Genomic DNA, 17529 nt, shown 5'->3' on the forward strand with positions numbered 1-17529 from the left:
AAAGACTCAAAAACCGATCCGTAGTTGCGTGAAAAACCAGGGCTGCAGACGTGCCCATACGTCGACTTCCAGCCCCCTGGCGAGCGTATGACGCCAGGGTCGAGTGACGCTGACTGCCGGGGAGCAAAGTGCGGATCCTGGCTTGGGCCTTGGACGAGCGCTTGTCAGTGGGGGCTGTCAGGATGCGGCCATGGATGCTTCGAAAGTCGTTCATGCACTGTGGGAGCGCATGCAGGCCCGGGACTGGGCCGGGTTGCGTGAGTTGCTGGCCGAGGACCTGGTGGTGGAGTGGCCGGTCAGCGGCGAACGGATCGTAGGGCCGGCCCACTACGTCCGTATCAACGCCGAGTATCCGGAGGGATGGTCGATCCGGGTGCTGCGGGTCGTCGCGGAGGGCGACCAGGTGGTCTCCGAGGTGGAGGTTCCGCACGAAACGATGGGCGTGCATCGGGTGGCGTCATTCTGGACGGTGCGGGACGGAAAGGTCATGGCCGGCCGGGAGTACTGGAGCGAGTTGGGCTCCGATCCGTCCCCGGAGTGGCGGGCCGGCCTGGTTGAGCGGTTGTGAGGGAGCCGGCCGACGTCCGGGGGCCCGCCGACCGTCAGGGCGACGGGCCCGATCAGGTCAAGGACCGCCTGCCAATCCTCAACCACAGTCCCCGCGACCCACACATCCGGAAGGTACCCCTCCCGCTCAAGGTCGAAGAAGTCCTTCACGTGATTCCACAGCAGCTCAGACACCAGGCAATGGTGACCTCATCGGCAACGCAACGCACACCGTTTTCCACCTAGCCGTCTCTCACAGCGGCGCCTGCACGGAATTTGAGCCGGGGCTTCGGTCCGGCCACTGAATGCGGCGGACGCACTATTCGCTGCGGGTGGTGCAAGCCGGGCTCTCCCCGGCGGCGGGCAGGGTGGCGTGCGGCAAGGTCGGGGTTTCCTCCCGTCACAGTCGGCGGGGCGGCGCGAGCAAGTGGAATTCCATGCAGGAGCCGCAGACGGGCGTGGTGTCGCATCAGAGGCCACATTCCACCCGGTTTGGTCAAGATTTACTTTTCCGGAATTCATCTGCATAGTGGCGCCTCGAACTGGTGGCGGGCTGAACGGGGAGGCCTTTTCTTGTCGCAGATCAACGATGGTGCCGTGCGTGAGGTGGAGCTTGAGCGAGTCCACGTGTCCGTCGTAGGCGAGCTGTTGGACGAGCGGCTGGCGGGGGCGCGGGCGCAACTGGCGCACGTGCTGGCGTCGCCGTCCGGCAGTGCGGGCGAGACGTACGAGCGGGAGGTGACGGCCGGGCGGCTGGTGAGGGAAGTTCGTCGGCTGGAGGGAGCAGAGGACGGGTTGGTCTTCGGCCGGATCGACCTTGCGGACGGCACCGTCCTGCGGATCGGGCGGCTGGGGCTGCACAGGGACTCGGACGAGCTGCCACTGCTGGTCGACTGGCGGGCCGAGGCCGCTCGGCCTTTCTATGAGGCGACGCCGGTTCACCCCATGGGGCTGCGGCGGCGACGCCATCTGCGCCTGGCGGGACGCACGGTCGTGGGGGTGAGCGATGAGCTGCTTGACGGCTCCGCACCCACCGGACAGGACGTCGTAGGCGACGGCCCGTTGACAGCGGCGCTCCAGGAAAGGCGCACGGGGCGGATGGGTACGGCGGTTGCCACGCTCCAGGCCGAGCAGGATGCGATCGTCCGGTCGCCGCACCGTGGGGTGACGGTGGTGCAGGGTGGTCCGGGCACCGGAAAGACGGTGGTGGCGCTGCACCGCGCGGCGTATGTGCTGTACGCGTTCCCCAAGGCATCTGAACGCGGCGTGCTCGTACTGGGGCCGAACGCGCGGTTCCTCGACTACATCTGCCAGGTCCTGCCCTCGCTCGGGGAGAGCGACGTCGTCTTGGCGACGTGCGAGGAACTGGCCGGCATCGTGCCGGGCGCCGCGGACGCCTTCGAGGTGGCGCGCCTGAAGGGTCGTGCCGCACTGGCCGACGGGCTGGCCGCCGTGGTCCGCTCGCGGCAGGCCCCGGACGGCGACTTCGACCTCCGGGTGGGGCAGGAATGGATTCATCTGCGGGACAGTGATGTCACACAAGCGCGGGAGTCGGCACAGACCAGTGGTCTCGCCCACAACCGGGCGCGTCGGCTGTTCAAGGAACTGCTGGTCGACGCCCTCGTCCGTGAGCTTGCCCGCAGTGGCGCCGAGGCGCTCGAGCGTATCGACACTGAGGTGGCGCAACTGACCGGCCTCGACCTTGACCGGGCCGCGGCAGCGGACCTGCGCCGCCTCGGTGTCGACGACACGCCCGCCACTGGTGCCGACGAGTTCGACGCCGAAGCCGTGCGCGCCGACCTCCTGGACGATGCCCTGCTCGATCAGGCCGTCGAGGACCTGTGGCCGCGGCTCACGCCCGGCGACGTGGTCCGCGCCCTGCTGACGGATGCCGACCTGCTGGCCGCGTACCTGGGGCAGTTCACCGACGACCAGCGGGCCCTGCTGTGGCGAACGCCCGATGCGCCCTGGACGGACGCTGATGTACCGCTTCTCGACGAGGCGGCGAGCCTGGTCGACGGCCCGCCCGAGCACGCCTTCGGACACGTCGTCGTCGACGAGGCGCAAGAGCTCACCGTCATGCAGTGGCGGATGATCGAACGCCGTTGCCCTGGCAGGTCGATGACCTTGGTCGGAGATTTCGCCCAGGCAGGACCGGCGACGGTGGCCCGGGACTGGAAGGAGGCCCTCGGCCCGGACCTCGGGCGGCGCTTCGACCTTCGAACCCTGACCGTCAGCTACCGGACCACCCAGGAGATCCTCGCAGCCACAGGAGACTTGCTCGCCCGGATCGCCCCGGGCCGGCCGCCGATCCGATCGATCCGGCGCGGCGAGGTGCCTCGAACCCTCACCGCGTTGCCGGAGTCGCTGACCGCCGCCCTCGTACGGGAGCTGCGGGAACAGGGCGCCGCGTACCCGGGCGACTTGGTCGGGGTGATCTGCGCCGATGACAGGACGGAGCAGCTCACGGATGCGGGGATCGAACAGCATGCCCGACTGGTGCCGGCTTCTCAGGCGCGCGGCCTGGAGTTCGACGCCGCCGTCGTGGTCGACCCTGATGAGATCACCGCCGCTCGCCCTGGCGGCGAGCGCGACCTGTACGTCGCCCTGACCCGGGCCACCAAGCGACTGTGCACGATCGCCGTCACGCCTGCCGTGTAGATCAGTCAGGCGGCCATCGATCGTCCCTCTGGCGAGGGCTCACGCCTGAGGGAGCCGGTCGAGGAAGCCGAGGACGGAGGTGATCCGGCCGTCCTCGGCCAGGGTCACCACGTCCGAGCCGGCGACCGGCGCGGACCCGTCGGCGGTGGACACCAGCTCCCAGCCGAAGCGGGCGATGTGATGGTTGCCGTCCACGTCACCGGCCGGCCTGAACTCGAAGCCCGGGAACTGCTCCTGCGCCCCCCGGATCAACGCGGCGATCTCCTCATGACCGCGCACGTCGGCCAGCGGATCGGTGTACGTGCCCTCCTCGGACCACGCCACCGCAACCGCCTTGGCGAGAGTGTCGGCATCAGCAGCGTTCCATGCCTCGAAGTAGCGGGTGACAGCAGCAGCGTAGATCGACATGGCGGGACTCCCGTTCGGTTGAAGTGGTATGCCGGTCAAGGCAGTTGGTACGGGTATCGGGCCGGAGTGCGCCGGCCCGAAACCCGATGACCCCACCATGCCGCGCCCCACCCGGACCGCGCGATTACCCCCCAGGTAATGGCCCACCGCCCCCAACGGGTTCAGGGTCGTGCAGTGGTTGTCGGCCCGCAGCGTTGTCCACCCGCACAACGATCAGGCGATCATCGAAAGGCACGATCCAAGCACTGCCACGAACGTGTCACGAGGCGCGCGGCAGCGCCAGCCAGTCCTGCCAGGAAATGTCGCGGCCCAGACAACGGGGCTGCTGGAAGGGCCAGTCGGCGGCGATCCACTGCGGCACCAGCGCGTCGAGCGCGCGCTCCACCTCGCCACCGACGAGGTCGTCCACCACCCACCAGGAGACCTCTCCGTCGGAGCCGATGCGCTCGGGCGGATCGATGTAGACGCAGCCGAGGATCGCCGTCTCCTCCTCGTCCAGCAGCGCGTAGTTGAACGACTGGTGTGCGGCTATCTCCTTCTCGTGCCGCAGCAAGTCGAGGCGGTCCTCTTCATAGGTCATCGTCTCCTTGGGCCAAGCCCAGGCCGGGCCGAAGATCTCCCACAACCGCTCTCGGGAGCCCATCACAGCGGGGTAGTCGAGCGCGGTGTCCGCCTCCCTGATCGGCCGCAGGTGAAGCGCGGTGTTGGGGACGGGCACGGACACGGGGTGGACGAAGTCGTCAGGGAGCCAACTCATAAGGGCCGAGGTTATAAGAAGCGGTGCCAACTCGACCGCATCGAGCAGGTGCTGGACCCCTTCCCCGACCGGGTGCTTGCCTTTGATGAGTTCGGGCCCGCGGGTATCGAGTGGACCCTCGCGTCACCTTCGCCAGAAGAGGTGGTGCGTCACGCCGCTCGGGCTGGGCACGATCTCCAGGTGGAACCGGTCGAGCAGCTCATGAGGTGACTCCCAGAGTCGTAGTCCGGACCCGAGCGTCACCGGCGAGACCGCCACATGCATGGTGTCGACCAGGTCGGCTTCAAGGAACTGCCGGATGGTGGTCACCCCGCCACCGAGTCGGACGTCCTTGCCCTGCGCCGCCTCCCGCGCCCGTTCGAGGATCGTGGCCGGGTCGCCGTCGACGAAGTGGAAGGTGGTGTCGGAGAGCGTGAACGTAGGACGCTGGTGGTGAGTCATGACGAACACCGGCGTCCGGAAGGGAGGCTCGTCACCCCACCAGCCGCGCCAGTCATGGTCCGGCCAGGGCCCGCGCTGAGGGCCGAACTTGTTGCGGCCCATGATCTCGGCGCCGATGTTGCGTGCGAAGTCCCGCGTGAAGTAGTCGTCGAGGCCCCGGCTCCCCCCGGGATCGGTGCGCATGGGCCAGCTCGCGGTGGCACCGGCCCAGGCGAACAGCGCCTCGGGATGGTCGTAACCAAACGGCCGCTCCAGACTCTGGTGCTCACCGGCACCGATTCCGTCACTCGAGACGTTGAAGTTCATGACTCTCAGCAGTTGATCCACGTGTTTCCTTCGTCAGGTCCTGTCGCGTCATCGTGTGGCGAAGCGCCCCACACCATGACGTCGAACGGGACGTGGCCGGATCGACAGCGGCCCGTAACTTTTTTCCAAGGCGTGTCGGGAAGCGGCACCGTCGGCTGTGCGGCCGTGGCAGACACGGACGTGATCGAGGCAGGGGTGGCCGCCTCGCGACTGCAAGCCTGCGCTGCGCGTGGTTCGTCGCCAGGATCGATAATCTGTGTCGCTGCCGACTGGCCTGGTGTGAGACTTCGGGCCATGACCTCACCCATGCTCAGCGACCTGGACTACCTCCGGGAGTTCGAGCGCCTCGCCAACCGCGTCGAGTTGGAAGCATCGAGGGAAGGCTGGCTTTCGTACCAGGAAGATCCGGAAGGCGCGACAGCGCTCCAGCGCAGCGTAAATGCACTTGCTCGGGCTCTGCGTCACTACCACTTCGATGGCGACGGCTGCCTGGAGGAGGACCGGCCTCTGCTGCGACTCGTGGGAGCCTCGGTGCTGAAGCCTGGGTGCATGCCGGCCGGCGTGGAGGAAGGGTACGAGGAGGTATGCGCGCGAATCGGTGTCGAGCCTCGGCCTGAGGGCTGGGCTCTGTGGAACACCTGGAGTGAGGGGGAGCTGAAGGTGACCATGGTGGTGTCCGCGGTCGAGACGACCGAGGGACTGTTCGAGAACTGGTCCCGTGGAAGGGCTCTCGACCCTGTGTCACCGCTGCCGTCACAGATCGCTCTCATCCGCCAGGGGTGGATAGGTCCGATGACGTTCTCGCCTCGCGCAGTCGGCCGGACGGGCCTTGGCGGTCAGCCACTCTCATAGGGTTTGGCGATCAGTGCGGCAGCCTGGACGTACGTCAGCGGCTCCCCTGCCTGACGCCGACAGCCCCGAGCGCGGCACTCCTGCCGACGTTCAGGGCCTCTTCGTTCTGCGGGCTGGCCCACTGCCCGAAGACGCGGTCAGGCCGGCTGCCACAGCTCGATCCGATTGCCTTCAGGATCGGTGACCCAGCCGAACCGGCCGACACCGTCCATGTCCTGCGTCTCTTCGGCCACGTCCGCACCCTTGGCACGCAGTTGCGCGAGCATCGCATCCAGGTCACGGACCCGGAAGTTGAGCATGGTCTGCTGGTCGCGGGTCCCGAAGTAGTCGGTCTCGGATTCGAACGTCGCGAACACAGTCGGTCCGGTTCCCTGGTGCCACAGGCCGTTCTCATCGGCGTCCAGGCCCAGACAATCGCGATACCACGCGTTCAGGGTCGCCGGGTCGGAGGCCCGCAGGAAGTAACCACCGATTCCAAGCACACGTTCCATACGGCTATCTTGCCAGGACCGTGATCGGGTCGGCTGGCACCACACCAACACCCGCTGCCCGATTGCTCAGTCGGGCTCCGGCAGCACGAGCCGAACCTCGGAGAGCGTCGGTCCCGGTCTGTCGCTCGGGTCCGCGCCGCGGTCCCGCGTCGGGGCGGGAGCGGGGCGGTGAGGCGGGCGAGTACAGCCACCGCCGCCTCGGCGTCCGCTGCGCCTACTCACTCAGCTTGACCGGTCGATGGAGCGGCTCATGGAGGTGTCCGCGCCGTAGAAGCGACCCTGGTCGCACAGGGCATCGATCTCGGCGTTCTCCTCCTCGCTCAGTTGCTCATCCAGTGCGACGCTGATGACGCGTCGGGCGTTGGCCAGTCGCCGAGCGACATCCCAGTCGGCGATGAATTTGCCCACGGCGTACTCGTCGGCTGTTCCGGATGCCTGGCGGGATCCGAGTCGGTCGAGGGAGACAACGAACTCGTTCAGGTCCTGCAGAACTGCGATGACCTCGTCGAGGGGCATGCGGATCTCTCGGGAGGACATGTCCATCGGCCAACTCTATGTCGACGACGCTTCGGGCGTCCCTCGCGTGGGTCGAACTCGACAATGCGCGAAGCGAGTGGTGAGCCTTTTTCATCCTCGGCGGGGGCTCGAGAGGAGGACAGCTACGACCAGGGGCTGACGAGGGTCGTGCTGATCCCGGGTTCATCTAGGAACAAGGCTGTCCTAGATGATCAATTCCAAGGGGTCGCTGAACGGCCATAGGCAGTTTCGTTCCGGCGGATCGGCCTGCGAGAGTGTGGCCATGAGTGGCGTAGTTATCCGTCAGGCCGGCTCTGATGACGTGCCCGCGCTGGCAGCCATGCGCTGGCGGTTCAAGGTGGAGGACGGCGGAGATGAAGTTCCGCAGGAAGAAGAGGAGTTCACCGCCGAGTGCACGCGGTGGCTGCGTTCCCGGATGGCCGGGCCGTGGCGTGTCTGGGTTGCGGAAGTGGGCGGCCGGCCCTGTGGGCACGTCTTCGTGTGCCTCGTGGAGAAGGTCCCGAGTCCCTACCCGGGCTCCGACACCCTCGGCTACGTGACCAACTTCTACGTCGTCCCCGAACAGCGCAATCGCGGTCTGGGCAGGGCCCTGCTCGACGAGGCGAGCGGCTATGCGCGCGCTCACGGCCTGGATACATTGATCGTGTGGCCCTCCGAGCGCAGTGCGCCGTTGTACCGGCGCTGCGGATTCGACGGACCGCAGGAGCTTCTCGAACAGCCCGTGGCGCCCAGCTGAGCGAAGATCTCGCAGTGACTGCGCGCACGATGCGAGAGCGCCCAAGGTCAGTCTGTGACGAACGACCTGGACACCCTCGCGACCGCACTCTATGTGAAGACCGACGACCTGCTGAAGGACTCGCCGCATTTCGCCCCGCAGCGTCCGGCCGTGGGTATCGCTCCGCGGCTCAGCGACGCCGAGCTGGTAACGCTGGCGATGATGCAGGCGATGCTCGGGTTCACCTCCGAGGCCCGCTGGCTGCGTCATGCCGGCGCCCACCTGCGCCACCTCTTTCCATATCTGCCCCAGCAGCCCGGCTACAACAAGCGTCTACGCAAGGCGGCCGAGCTGATCCGCCGGGTCACCCGGATACTGGCCCGCGATACCACTGTGTGGAGCGACGACGTGTGGGTGGCGGACTCCACGCCCGTCGAATGCGGACGCTCCCGAGAGACCGTCAAACGCTCCGACCTGGCCGGATGGGCCCAGTACGGGTACTGCGCCAGCCACTCGCGCTACTTCTGGGGACTGCGGCTGCACCTGGTCTGCACCCTTCACGGCCTGCCGGTCGCGTTCGCGCTCACCGGGGCCAAGGCAGACGAGCGCGAGACCCTGCTCGACCTGCTCGCCGTTGAACCCCGTCTCACCACCGAACACCCAGGACAGACACTGATCGGAGACAAGCACTACTTCGGGCGACAGTTCGAACAGCGACTCGCCGACTTGGACATCCGCCTCCTACGGCCGGCCCGCAAGGGCGAGCCACAGCGAGCCGGATCACAGCTGTTCAAGCCACTGCGACAGGTCATCGAGTCGGTCAACGAGACCTTCAAGGGCCAGCTCGACCTCGAACGGCACCGAGGCCGCACCCCCAACGGTGTTGCCGTCCGAGTCTTGCAACGCATCCTCGCGCTCACCACGGCGATCTGGCACAACGACCGCACTGGTCAGCCGACCATGCGAGCACTCACCGCCTATGACCACTGAACCCCTGGAATTGATCATCTAGTTGATCCGTAGTGTCGTCACATCACGAGGAACAACAGGAGGGGACGACACCGATGGGTCAGACTGCACCTGAGGGCTACACCAGCGTTGCACCGTGGGTGGTCACCGACGACACCGGCGCACTGCTCGACTTCATCACCGGCGCGTTCGACGGCGAAGAGATTGCACGGGTGCCGGTCGAGGATGGCACCATCGGCCACGGCGAGATCCGAGTCGGCGACACGGTCGTGCTGGCCTTCGACCGACGGCCCGACTGGCCGGTGATGCCCTCGCTGTTGCGGGTCTATGTCCCGGACGCGGACGCCGCCATGGCCGCTGCTGTTGCGCACGGGGCACAAGTGGTCACCGAGGCTGCTGACAGTGCGTGGGGGGATCGTGGCGGCAGGGTGCGGGACCCGTTCGGCAACATTTGGTGGGTGATGAGCCGGGTCGAGCACATCGCACCGGACGTGGCCTGGCAGCGAATGTCCGAGCCGAAGTACGCCGAGGCGATGCGCACGGCCCAGGAGACCCTGGACGCCTCGCTCAGCGGTCGGGAGACAGGGGTGGCCAGTGCCCCGCAGCGCCCAAGCCACTGAGATCAACTTCCGACCTGGCTGCAGACGACGGGAGTTGAGGGCCCGCAGCAGTGCGTAGACGCAACGAAGCTCCTGGTAGACGGTTCTTGCTGATCCCTTCGGGCGTCTGATCTGGGCGCCTGCGGCGCTGCCCGGCTCGACCCACGATCTGACCGCCGCCCCGCAACCACGGGATCATCGACGCGCTTGCTGCCGCTGGATTGAAATGCTGGGCAGACAAGGGGTACCAGGGCGCCGACCGGTCCGTCCGAGTCCCGTTCCGGGGGATCCGCCTCAAGCCATGGAAGCGGCGCCACAACACCACCCACGCCAAGATCCGCTGCAGCACCAACCGGATCACCAAGATCGTGAAGGCTGTCCTCGTCCTCCACCACACCTCAACGTGAGGTTGGAAAAGGCTCAGTGACTGCCGGATCCGTCAGCCGACGCCGGCCTCTCCGTCGACGGCGGTGAGGCGGAGGTTGCCCTGGGGCAGGCAGGCAGCCGGCACGTCGAATGCGTAGTGGCCGGCGAAGGCGACCGTCTCCGGATGGCTCCGACGATCGGCTCAGTCGTCAGCCGCGACGAGGACTGAGATCTGCCCGGCCGAACGGTCGATGAGCACGAACTCGTGGAAGCAGTCGTGCACACCGCCCCAGTCATGGAAGGCATCCTCCCCCAGCCCGCTCAGGTAGTAGATGTGATCGGCTGCGGACAAGCGGTCGAAAACCTCCTGCTGCAGATCCGCCTCCAGCTCGGCGGGCACGCCCCCGAACTGGTTCGCCCACTGCCGGAGGATGTGCGCGCTCTTCTCCCCGCTGACGCGTTCGTAGACGTCAGGAGTCACCATCCTCAGCCAATACGGGCCGTGCCTGGTTCCCTCCGGCAGCACCCCACCGCCTGCGTAGTCGTCCCGGAACTGTTCATGCCCGATGAGTGCCGTGAGCAGTTCCCTGTCACCGACGGACTCTCCAGAGAACGTCAGACGCTTGACATCGACCCACCTGAAGCCATGCGACCACGGATCCTGGAACGAGTAGTTCCGAAAATTGATGAAGGCACTGCCCTCGTGGGTGAGCTTGTTCTCCATAGCGTCACAGCGTAGGCAGCCGGAGACGGCGCCTCCTGCGGCCCCATTGGCCAGGCCCTGGAACGCGATCAGTCGCCGGGTCGGAACCGGAGCGCCGACCAGGTGTCGTCGATGGCGATCTGCCGTACGGGCCGCACGCCCCGCTCCGAAAGCGCGGCGGCCAGAGTGTCGCGGTTCAGATCTGTTCCGAGCTTTCCGCCCTTCGGGTAGGCCACCCAGGCGAGGGCATCCCGCTGCGCGGCGGCAAGCGCCGCCTGTACATCCGCCCCGAGAAGGTCACCGGCGTTGGTCACGAAGGCGAGTACCGCATCGGCCGAACCCGGGTCGCCCTCGGCTTCGATCTCCAGGTGGAGGTCGTTGGGCTTGCCAAGGACCACAACACTCTGACCGGGCTTGATCTGCAGCTTGGTAATGACGGACACCCCCTGATCCTGCCACCGGAACTGCGGCGTCGCGCCCCGGAGAGGCGAAGAGGCCGCTTCTTTTTGCACATGGGATTCGTTGGCCGGTCGTGGAAGGACGATCAGGGATGGTCCTTCAACGCCGCGTATGCTCGCTCGACCTCGCCCAGGTACTGCTCCAGGCGGAAGCGGACCTCGTCGATGACTCTGCCGTCGAGGCCCGGGTACATCAGGTTGGACCAGATCACTGTCCCGCCCTGGAGTCGGACCCGGATGGTCAGCCTGCCCGGCCCTGGGTCGGGCTGCTCCTCGGCCGCGACATCCACCATGCGCGGCATGTCCGTTGGACAGAGCGGTCCGCCCGGGTGGAGCAGCAGCCCCGGGCCGAGGCCCGCCATCCTGCTGTCGCTCCGCGCCACCAGGTCGAGGCCGTCGACGAAGAGGTACGTGTGCACGGCAGCACACACTGATGGCCCAGGGCACGCGCCGATGAGCAGCGTGCTCATCGCACCGTCGCCCTGCTTGTCGGGCACGGTGGTCCTCAGCTCGCGCGGGGGTCTACGTGGCATCTGCCTCATGTGCCGTCATGGGCTGATCGTAGCGACTGCAGTACCGGTAGCGCCCCTGTGAATGGTCCTGCCCGGAAGGCGGTGGCGCGGGCCCCGGCCGTCGTCCTGACCGGCTCGGGCCTGTCGGTTCTCAGCCCTGTCGCGTGGCGTCCCCGGGGGAACCACACTGGTCGGTGGGGCGCCCTCCTGGAGGCGCTTGCCAGCGACGGAAGGACGGACCCATGCCCGCGGACACGCTTCCCGGCCCGCTGCGATTCCTCATCTTCGGCGCGGCGCTGCGGAACGATTCGGCCAACGCCCGCCTTGCCGCCCTCGTGGCCCGGCTCATCTCCGACACCGGTGCCGCCGTCGACCTCGCCAGCATGCACGACTTCGACATGCCCTTGTACGACGGTGACATCGAGGCCGACGAAGGGCTGCCGCAAGGTGCACTCGCCCTACGCGACCGGCTTGAGCAGAGCGACGCCTTCGTCATCTCCTCGCCGGAGTACAACGCCTCCGTGCCGGGAGTGCTGAAGAACGCGATCGACTGGGTATCGCGCGTCCGGCCGCAGCCGTTCAAGACCAAGCACGCCCTGCTCGTCTCGGCCTCGCCGTCGCTGGTCGGGGGCAACCGCGGGTTGTGGGCCCTGCGGATTCCCCTGGAGCATCTGGGCACCCGCGTCTACCCGGACATGTTCAGCGTGGCCAACAGCTACCAGGCCTTCGCCGAGGACGGAACGCTGTCCGACCCGGGGTTGCAGCAGCGTCTCACCGAGACCGTGTCTGGTTTCCTCAGCCTCGTCGAAGCGGATGTGCGCTACGTCTGCCTCGAACGCCGTTGGTACGAGTTCCTGGGCGACCGTACCGAGGCGGCGATCACCCAGCGGGCCGAGAAGTGATGCCGGAACGCTGCCGTGAGCGTCGGCGACGCCAGCCGATGACCTGGGGATTCACCAGCTGGTGAGGCGGATGCAGAATCGACCGCAGGGCGTCCTCGTCGACCGTGGCCGAACGCCGCGTCTCGCCCGGTCGGACTAGCCGCAACTGCAACCGGTCGCGGCCGGGTCGGCCTCGTCGGTCCGGCTGGTGCAGCAGTCGTCGCCGACGGTGTTGGGGGCGCTGCTCCTGCCAAGGGTGTTCGCATCGGCCTTCACCACATAGATCTCCCACGGCTCCTGGCCCGGGCCGTGCACCCAGACCTTGTCCTGGAGGGCGTAGCAGCAGGACGTGTCGTTCTCCTCGAAGGTGGCCAGACCGGCGTCCGTGAGCCTGGTGGCGGCGGCGTTCACCTTCTCTGTGGAATCCACCTCCACACCGAGGTGGTCGAGGCGGGTCTCCTCTCCGGGCTCACCCTCGATGAGTACGAGCTTGAGCGGGGGCTCGGCGATGGCGAAGTTGGCGTAGCCCTTGCGCCGCTTGGCCGGTTCGGCTCCGAAGAGCTTCGAGTAGAAGGTGATCGACGCTTCCAGGTCGCTGACACGCAGGGCGAGCTGAGCACGGGACATGGCATGACTCCCATCCGCTTGCATTGATGTATTTCAATGCAAGCTTGTGCGCTGGATCGAAAAACGTCAACATAGAAGCATGTCGAAACAAGAGCTTGTGGTGCTCGGGCAGGACGACGAGTCCGCCGCCTGCTGCCCGGGGCTGCTGACCGCGCCCCTCGATGAGGACCAGGCGGCCGAGCTGGCGAAGACGTTCAAGGCCCTGGGAGACCCGGTTCGCCTGCGACTGCTGTCCATGATCGCCTCGCGGGCGGGCGGTGAGGTCTGCGTGTGCGACCTGACCCCGGCCTTCGACCTGTCCCAGCCGACGATCTCCCACCACCTCAAGCTGCTTCGGCAGGCGGGCCTGATCGACTGCGAGCGTCGCGGCACGTGGGTCTATTACTGGGCACTGCCGGCCACGTTCGAGCGGCTCTCCGCGTTCCTGACTGCCACACGGGCGGCGGAGGCCAACGCGTGAGTGCCTCGCTGGCACGGCGGGCCCTCGCTGAGGCTGTCGGTTCGGCCGCCCTGGTCGCGGTGGTGGTCGGCTCCGGGATACAGGCCGCCTGTCTCCGGTGCGCCCTTCAACCCCCTATTCACCCTCGTGGCCTGGTTCACCGACCGAGGCAGATCAGCAGGATGATTCCGGCGCGTCCTACATCGGGGCGGCGTACTGGTTCACGTCCTCCACCTCGTTCGCCAACCCGGCCGTCACCATCGGCCGCGCCTTCACCGACACGTTCGCCGGCGTCGCTCCCGCCTCGGTCGGCCCATTCCTCGCCGCACAGATTGCCGGTGCTGCTCTCGGCCTGGGGCTGGTCGTCGCGCTGTTCGGGCGTACGGAGCCGGTGCGCACCGCTCCCCCGTCCACCGCGGTCGAACCCGAACTCGCCATGCCCGCCCACCCCTGAACTGCCGCTCCCAGAAAGAAATCCGCCATGAGCACTCCCGCCGAACGTCCGTCCGTGCTGTTCGTCTGCGTCCACAACGCCGGACGCTCACAGATGGCCGCCGCCTATCTGACCCACCTTGCCGGCGACCGTGTGCAGGTTCGCTCGGCCGGTTCCGTTCCCGCCGGCACCGTCAACCCGGCCGTCGTCGAGGCCATGGCCGAGGCGGGCATCGACATCTCGGCAGAAGTGCCCAAGGTGCTGACGGTCGAGGCCGTTCAGGCGTCCGACGTCGTGATCACGATGGGCTGCGGCGACACGTGCCCCGTCTTCCCCGGAAAGCGCTACCTCGACTGGGAGCTCCCCGACCCGGCCGGACAGGGCGTCGAAGCCGTCCGCCCGATCCGTGACGAGATCGAAAAGCGCATCCACGGGCTGATCGAGGAGATCAGCCCGGCGGAATAAACCCCATCGACGCCGTTCGAGATCGTGGCACGATGTACGGCATGACGACGAACCGAAAGGTCCATGCCGCGTAGACGGCCAGGTCGCATCCGGGCCGGGATTCCCCGCCACCAGACGCAAGAAGCAAGGCCGGACATCGACGGCCTGTCCTCGCGTGCACTCGCCGAGATCCTCCGCCTCGAACGCAGTCGCAACTATCTGCAGCCAGGAGAGGTCAGCGCGGCCATACGCCTGTGGAAGGACTACGTCCACCGCCCTGAGCGCCAGCTGTGGCGTGAATACGAGTGGGGGAACGTGCACTGGTACTGCTGCGGTGATCCCTTCGAGGCACGTGCTCTCCTCGACACCGTGGTGCAGGCCATGTCACCTGGAAACGCTCGCGAACTTCGCCGGATCGTCAGCCGGTCTGACGCCGTCTGGAACCAACCTTCCGGCCGGGGCCTGCGATAACGCCGTTCTCAAACACACCTGACCCTGATCGGCATGCTCTTTCAGACGTGTGTGAGGAGGCGCTCCAGCGGCCGGGGAACGCAGTCGAGGTGCAAGTGCGCGACGAGCGCCTGCGCGTAGAGTGCCTTGCGGCCGCTGTGTGTGCCCATGAAGCGCCGCAGTTGGTGTTCCACGGGCCGTTCCCGCTGCGCCGGCTGGCTCTGGAAGGTGCGGAAGGGGCGCATCTCGCCCTGGGCCTCGATCACCTGCTGCACGTCATCGGCCCCGACAGCACGGATCAGCTCGTCCTCCAGGTCGGCGACGCACACGTGGAACCCTGCTGTCTCCAGTTCGGCGTGCGGGAGCTCGGATCCGAGGCCGACCCGTTCGAGATGACGCCGGAAGTGCCGCTCCTCGGCCATGTCGTAGAGACCGGCCAGTGGGAGGCCCAGCCCCGGAGGACCACACACGTCGAGGAAACGCCCGATGTTCGTCGCACCGCCCAGCGAAACCACCGCGACTCCCTCTGCGTCGAGGTCGCGGCCGTAGCGGGTGGCCAGCGCTTCGAGCGCGGCCTGATCACTGGTCCCCTCGACGAGTACGATCGTCCGCACACTTCCACCGTCGGCCAATTTCCGTGCCGCCACGGCAGCCGCATCCGCCTCCGCTCCGCCGGCCGCGCACGCGGTCAGCGCCAGACGGAATCGCCTCAACTCGTCCACGAGACCTCGCTTCCTGTCGCCATCCTGGCACGGCCGAGATCCCGTTCGCACACACGTTTTTCCGGGGAGCGACGAGTCAGGGCGTCGGAGGTCGGAGGAGGTGCGGCTTCAGGTGAACCGTCAGCTTCGAGTCAGGTTCGAGTGAACTGGTTCGAGGGTGCGCACCCGCGCATGGGCAGGAACGCGCCCTGACCGCGGCGGCCATCCTCGAGCCCGATCCGACCTGCCCCGCATGCCTTCCACGCCCCGGCAGCACGGCGTTTCCCGCACCTGCCGGCACTGCCTCCGGTCTAGGCTCGGCCCGTGGGGCAGCCGCAGCAGCGCGCCGAGGGCGCGGGACCGTTCACTACCAGGCTTACCTGGCATCCTCCCGGCGGCGGCACCGCGGTGTGGGACTCACGCAGCGCGCGTCGGCGTGGAACGCTCACCGTCCGTCCGCCCGGTGCGGCGGGCAGCCGGCCCACCAGTGCGGATGCCGTTGCCATCGGTCGGCTGCGCAGACTCAATGCCATCGCGGCGCTCGCCTTCGTCGTCGGCGGAGCCCTCTTCGCCGCCGGCGCCGCCGTTGCCCAGTTCGGCTCGGGCGACGCCACCACGTGCGCCTCCATCTACTTCGTGGGCGGCTTGTTCTTCAACACCGGCGGCTACGTCTCGCTGCTTCAGGTGATCAACTCGCCCCGCCACGTCGCCGGTGGCGAAGGCCGACTGATCACCCACCGATGGCGGTGGTGGAGCTACGAGCCGATGCGGGTGGACTGGCTGAGCGCGTTCGTCCTCTTCGTGGGCACCCTCGTCTTCGCCGTCTCGCTGCTGGACTCGTTCCTGCGGGGTCTGAGCGTCCAGCAGGTCAACCGGCTGATCTGGGCGCCCGACCTGGTCGGATGTGTGTTCTTCCTGGTCTCCGGACACCTGGGCTTCGTCGAGATCTGCCACGGCCGGCTCTGCGTCCGTGCACACAGCCTCGGCTGGTGGATCGTCGCTGTGAACCAGTTCGGGTCCGTCCTGTTCATGATCTCGGCGGTCGCCGCCTTCACCCGCCCCGCCACCGGAGGTCTGGTCAGTGCCGGCATCGCCAACTGGGGCACCCTCATCGGCGCCCTGTGTTTCTCACTCGGCGGCCTCCTGCAGCTCTGCGAACACCCGTAGGAGGCACGGCACGGCTGCACGGCTGCACGGCTGCACGGCTGCACTGACATTGATCCTGGTGCCGTCCGACCAGTCGTGCACGCCGCCGACACCTATAACAACGGCGTGGGCGAAGGCGCGTCAGTGATGGTGGCCGTGTCGGCCGAGGGTCTCCACGGGGGTCGCGCCGGGGCGGGTCCATTGCGGTACGGGGCGGCTGGTGGGGCCCCAGGTGGCGTTCCCGTCCGCGTCCGAGCGCCAGGACCAGCACGGGCTGCCGCCTTCGGGCCGGCCCTCGGGGTTGTCCTCCCACGCCTCGCCGCGGCCGTAGGGCGTCATGTCGAGCAGGCCCAGGGACCCGTTGACCCGCTCGTTGCCACGGCCCGTCGTGGAGTAGGTGAGGAACACGCGGTCGCCGGCGCGCAGGAAGCAGGTGAGGAATCCCATGTCGCCGCCGACCGGTGCCTCCACGTCGCGTACCGAGTACCAGGGCTGGGTGTAGCCCATGAACTCGACGTAGGAGGCGACCTCGTCCCACTGGCCCGTGGTCAGGACGGCGAACGAGACGCCGCGGGCGTTGAGGTAGACGGCGTCCTTCAGGTGCCAGGCCGTGGTGGTGCAGCCCTCGCACTGTCCCTGGGGCGGCGCACCGTCGTACCACATGTGCTTGTAGACCACGAGCTCGTCGCGGCCCTGGAACAGGTCCAGGAACGGGACCGGGCCGTCGGGTCCGACGACTTCGGCCCTTCCGTCGAACTCCACCATCGGCAGTCGGCGGCGGGCCGCGGCTAGGGCGTCGCCCTCGTGGGTGTAAGCCTTCTCGCGGACCAGGAGCTCGTCACGGGCGGCCTGCCAGGTGGCCAGGTCGACGACGGGCGGGCGTCCGGGCAGCGCGGTGGTCTGGTCACTCGGCGTGGTCGTCATGGTGTCCTCCGTGGTGTCTGGTGCAGGGCAGCGCCGTACGCCGTCCTACGACGGTCACCACAAGAGACTCGTGGCCCGGCCGGAACTCATCGCGTCAGGGGGCACTCGGCTTGGCCGGCACGGGCCCCATGGGGCTGACGAGTGCACGGACACGCTCCCAGTC

Annotated in this window: 21 protein-coding genes and 2 pseudogenes; 12 read left to right on the forward strand and 11 right to left on the reverse strand. The window is 67.7% G+C overall.

The features are described 5' to 3' along the window. The first annotated feature begins 190 nt into the window (after nt 1–190). Nucleotides 191–568 (forward strand): nuclear transport factor 2 family protein, encoded by a 378-nt coding sequence (locus AC07DS_RS14860; protein WP_479145355.1) that lies wholly within the window; start codon nt 191–193, stop codon nt 566–568. 551 nt (nt 569–1119) lie between these two features. Further along, the gene (locus AC07DS_RS14865; protein ID WP_479145357.1) at nt 1120–3207 is read left to right on the forward strand and encodes a HelD family protein; all 2088 of its coding nucleotides are present in this window, start codon (nt 1120–1122) and stop codon (nt 3205–3207) included. Nucleotides 3208–3246: 39 nt separating this feature from the next. Here the strand turns inward: AC07DS_RS14865 and AC07DS_RS14870 are convergent, their stop codons facing one another. The 3 genes from AC07DS_RS14870 to AC07DS_RS14880 form a co-directional block, all read right to left on the reverse strand. After that, nucleotides 3247–3615: a nuclear transport factor 2 family protein gene (locus tag AC07DS_RS14870; protein WP_479145359.1), complete on the reverse strand. Its 369-nt coding sequence runs from the start codon at nt 3613–3615 to the stop codon at nt 3247–3249. A gap of 259 nt (nt 3616–3874) precedes the next feature. Beyond that, nucleotides 3875–4372, reverse strand: a complete 498-nt coding sequence (locus AC07DS_RS14875) for a GNAT family N-acetyltransferase (RefSeq protein ID WP_479145361.1) — start codon at nt 4370–4372, stop codon at nt 3875–3877. 123 nt (nt 4373–4495) lie between these two features. Then, nucleotides 4496–5140 carry a dihydrofolate reductase family protein gene (locus tag AC07DS_RS14880; protein WP_479145363.1) on the reverse strand — a complete coding sequence of 215 codons (645 nt, stop codon included), beginning with the start codon at nt 5138–5140 and terminating at the stop codon, nt 4496–4498. Nucleotides 5141–5413: 273 nt separating this feature from the next. Between AC07DS_RS14880 and AC07DS_RS14885 the strand changes: the two genes are divergently transcribed. Continuing rightward, nucleotides 5414–5971: a hypothetical protein gene (locus tag AC07DS_RS14885; protein WP_479145364.1), complete on the forward strand. Its 558-nt coding sequence runs from the start codon at nt 5414–5416 to the stop codon at nt 5969–5971. Nucleotides 5972–6108: 137 nt separating this feature from the next. Here the strand turns inward: AC07DS_RS14885 and AC07DS_RS14890 are convergent, their stop codons facing one another. Together AC07DS_RS14890 and AC07DS_RS14895 are read right to left on the reverse strand one after the other, a co-directional pair. Continuing rightward, nucleotides 6109–6462, reverse strand: a complete 354-nt coding sequence (locus AC07DS_RS14890) for a VOC family protein (protein ID WP_479145366.1) — start codon at nt 6460–6462, stop codon at nt 6109–6111. A gap of 222 nt (nt 6463–6684) precedes the next feature. After that, entirely contained in the window at nt 6685–7005 is a 321-nt protein-coding gene (locus AC07DS_RS14895; RefSeq protein ID WP_479145368.1) for a hypothetical protein, read from the reverse strand. Nucleotides 7006–7186: 181 nt separating this feature from the next. On the opposite strand from AC07DS_RS14895, the gene AC07DS_RS14900 reads away from it, so the two are divergent. The 4 genes and pseudogenes from AC07DS_RS14900 to AC07DS_RS14915 all read left to right on the forward strand — a co-directional run. Then, nucleotides 7187–7735 carry an N-acetyltransferase family protein gene (locus tag AC07DS_RS14900; protein WP_479145370.1) on the forward strand — a complete coding sequence of 183 codons (549 nt, stop codon included), beginning with the start codon at nt 7187–7189 and terminating at the stop codon, nt 7733–7735. A 54-nt stretch (nt 7736–7789) separates the two neighbouring features. After that, nucleotides 7790–8704: an IS982 family transposase gene (locus AC07DS_RS14905; RefSeq protein WP_479145372.1), complete on the forward strand. Its 915-nt coding sequence runs from the start codon at nt 7790–7792 to the stop codon at nt 8702–8704. Between the two features lie 74 nt (nt 8705–8778). Continuing rightward, nucleotides 8779–9303, forward strand: a complete 525-nt coding sequence (locus tag AC07DS_RS14910) for a VOC family protein (RefSeq protein ID WP_479145374.1) — start codon at nt 8779–8781, stop codon at nt 9301–9303. 82 nt (nt 9304–9385) lie between these two features. Continuing rightward, nucleotides 9386–9689 (forward strand): annotated as a pseudogene (locus tag AC07DS_RS14915) (transposase family protein); the annotation flags it as partial. Between the two features lie 161 nt (nt 9690–9850). Here AC07DS_RS14915 and AC07DS_RS14920 read toward each other — a convergent pair. From AC07DS_RS14920 to AC07DS_RS14930, 3 genes are all read right to left on the reverse strand, one after another. Continuing rightward, on the reverse strand, nt 9851–10372 hold the full coding sequence (locus tag AC07DS_RS14920) for a hypothetical protein (RefSeq protein WP_479145375.1): 522 nt from the start codon (nt 10370–10372) through the stop codon (nt 9851–9853). A 68-nt stretch (nt 10373–10440) separates the two neighbouring features. Further along, on the reverse strand, nt 10441–10794 hold the full coding sequence (locus AC07DS_RS14925; RefSeq protein ID WP_479145377.1) for a hypothetical protein: 354 nt from the start codon (nt 10792–10794) through the stop codon (nt 10441–10443). A gap of 101 nt (nt 10795–10895) precedes the next feature. Further along, nucleotides 10896–11342, reverse strand: a complete 447-nt coding sequence (locus AC07DS_RS14930; protein WP_479145379.1) for a hypothetical protein — start codon at nt 11340–11342, stop codon at nt 10896–10898. Between the two features lie 221 nt (nt 11343–11563). Between AC07DS_RS14930 and AC07DS_RS14935 the strand changes: the two genes are divergently transcribed. Next, nucleotides 11564–12223: an NADPH-dependent FMN reductase gene (locus AC07DS_RS14935; protein ID WP_479145380.1), complete on the forward strand. Its 660-nt coding sequence runs from the start codon at nt 11564–11566 to the stop codon at nt 12221–12223. A gap of 135 nt (nt 12224–12358) precedes the next feature. Here AC07DS_RS14935 and AC07DS_RS14940 read toward each other — a convergent pair whose 3' ends face one another. After that, nucleotides 12359–12829, reverse strand: a complete 471-nt coding sequence (locus AC07DS_RS14940) for an ArsI/CadI family heavy metal resistance metalloenzyme (protein ID WP_479145382.1) — start codon at nt 12827–12829, stop codon at nt 12359–12361. Nucleotides 12830–12908: 79 nt separating this feature from the next. Between AC07DS_RS14940 and AC07DS_RS14945 the strand changes: the two genes are divergently transcribed. The 3 genes and pseudogenes from AC07DS_RS14945 to AC07DS_RS14955 all read left to right on the forward strand — a co-directional run bounded on the left by AC07DS_RS14945 (nt 12909) and on the right by AC07DS_RS14955 (nt 14166). After that, nucleotides 12909–13289, forward strand: a complete 381-nt coding sequence (locus AC07DS_RS14945) for an ArsR/SmtB family transcription factor (RefSeq protein ID WP_479145383.1) — start codon at nt 12909–12911, stop codon at nt 13287–13289. A gap of 172 nt (nt 13290–13461) precedes the next feature. After that, nucleotides 13462–13722, forward strand: a pseudogene (locus tag AC07DS_RS14950) (antitoxin); the annotation flags it as partial. Between the two features lie 27 nt (nt 13723–13749). Beyond that, nucleotides 13750–14166 (forward strand): arsenate reductase ArsC, encoded by a 417-nt coding sequence (locus tag AC07DS_RS14955; protein ID WP_479145385.1) that lies wholly within the window; start codon nt 13750–13752, stop codon nt 14164–14166. A gap of 491 nt (nt 14167–14657) precedes the next feature. Here the strand turns inward: AC07DS_RS14955 and AC07DS_RS14960 are convergent, their stop codons facing one another. After that, entirely contained in the window at nt 14658–15317 is a 660-nt protein-coding gene (locus AC07DS_RS14960) for a TOPRIM nucleotidyl transferase/hydrolase domain-containing protein (RefSeq protein ID WP_479145387.1), read from the reverse strand. A 303-nt stretch (nt 15318–15620) separates the two neighbouring features. Between AC07DS_RS14960 and AC07DS_RS14965 the strand changes: the two genes are divergently transcribed. Next, entirely contained in the window at nt 15621–16463 is an 843-nt protein-coding gene (locus tag AC07DS_RS14965; RefSeq protein ID WP_479145389.1) for a hypothetical protein, read from the forward strand. Nucleotides 16464–16583: 120 nt separating this feature from the next. Here AC07DS_RS14965 and AC07DS_RS14970 read toward each other — a convergent pair whose 3' ends face one another. Then, a complete protein-coding gene (locus AC07DS_RS14970; protein ID WP_479145391.1) occupies nt 16584–17366 on the reverse strand; it encodes a DUF899 family protein in 783 nt (260 codons plus the stop codon). Between the last annotated feature and the right edge of the window lie 163 nt (nt 17367–17529).

It is taken from the genome of Streptomyces sp. NPDC044064, assembly GCF_056434245.1.

Coding starts and splice junctions, on each gene's coding strand:
- AC07DS_RS14970 (WP_479145391.1), bottom strand. CDS start 17,366: ATGACGACCACGCCGAGTGACCAGACCACCGCGCTGCCCGGACGCCCG.
- AC07DS_RS14955 (WP_479145385.1), top strand. CDS start 13,750: ATGAGCACTCCCGCCGAACGTCCGTCCGTGCTGTTCGTCTGCGTCCAC.
- AC07DS_RS14945 (WP_479145383.1), top strand. CDS start 12,909: ATGTCGAAACAAGAGCTTGTGGTGCTCGGGCAGGACGACGAGTCCGCC.
- AC07DS_RS14875 (WP_479145361.1), bottom strand. CDS start 4,372: ATGAGTTGGCTCCCTGACGACTTCGTCCACCCCGTGTCCGTGCCCGTC.
- AC07DS_RS14860 (WP_479145355.1), top strand. CDS start 191: ATGGATGCTTCGAAAGTCGTTCATGCACTGTGGGAGCGCATGCAGGCC.
- AC07DS_RS14940 (WP_479145382.1), bottom strand. CDS start 12,829: ATGTCCCGTGCTCAGCTCGCCCTGCGTGTCAGCGACCTGGAAGCGTCG.
- AC07DS_RS14910 (WP_479145374.1), top strand. CDS start 8,779: ATGGGTCAGACTGCACCTGAGGGCTACACCAGCGTTGCACCGTGGGTG.
- AC07DS_RS14870 (WP_479145359.1), bottom strand. CDS start 3,615: ATGTCGATCTACGCTGCTGCTGTCACCCGCTACTTCGAGGCATGGAAC.
- AC07DS_RS14895 (WP_479145368.1), bottom strand. CDS start 7,005: ATGGACATGTCCTCCCGAGAGATCCGCATGCCCCTCGACGAGGTCATC.
- AC07DS_RS14930 (WP_479145379.1), bottom strand. CDS start 11,342: ATGCCACGTAGACCCCCGCGCGAGCTGAGGACCACCGTGCCCGACAAG.
- AC07DS_RS14890 (WP_479145366.1), bottom strand. CDS start 6,462: ATGGAACGTGTGCTTGGAATCGGTGGTTACTTCCTGCGGGCCTCCGAC.
- AC07DS_RS14885 (WP_479145364.1), top strand. CDS start 5,414: ATGACCTCACCCATGCTCAGCGACCTGGACTACCTCCGGGAGTTCGAG.
- AC07DS_RS14920 (WP_479145375.1), bottom strand. CDS start 10,372: ATGGAGAACAAGCTCACCCACGAGGGCAGTGCCTTCATCAATTTTCGG.
- AC07DS_RS14900 (WP_479145370.1), top strand. CDS start 7,187: ATGATCAATTCCAAGGGGTCGCTGAACGGCCATAGGCAGTTTCGTTCC.
- AC07DS_RS14935 (WP_479145380.1), top strand. CDS start 11,564: ATGCCCGCGGACACGCTTCCCGGCCCGCTGCGATTCCTCATCTTCGGC.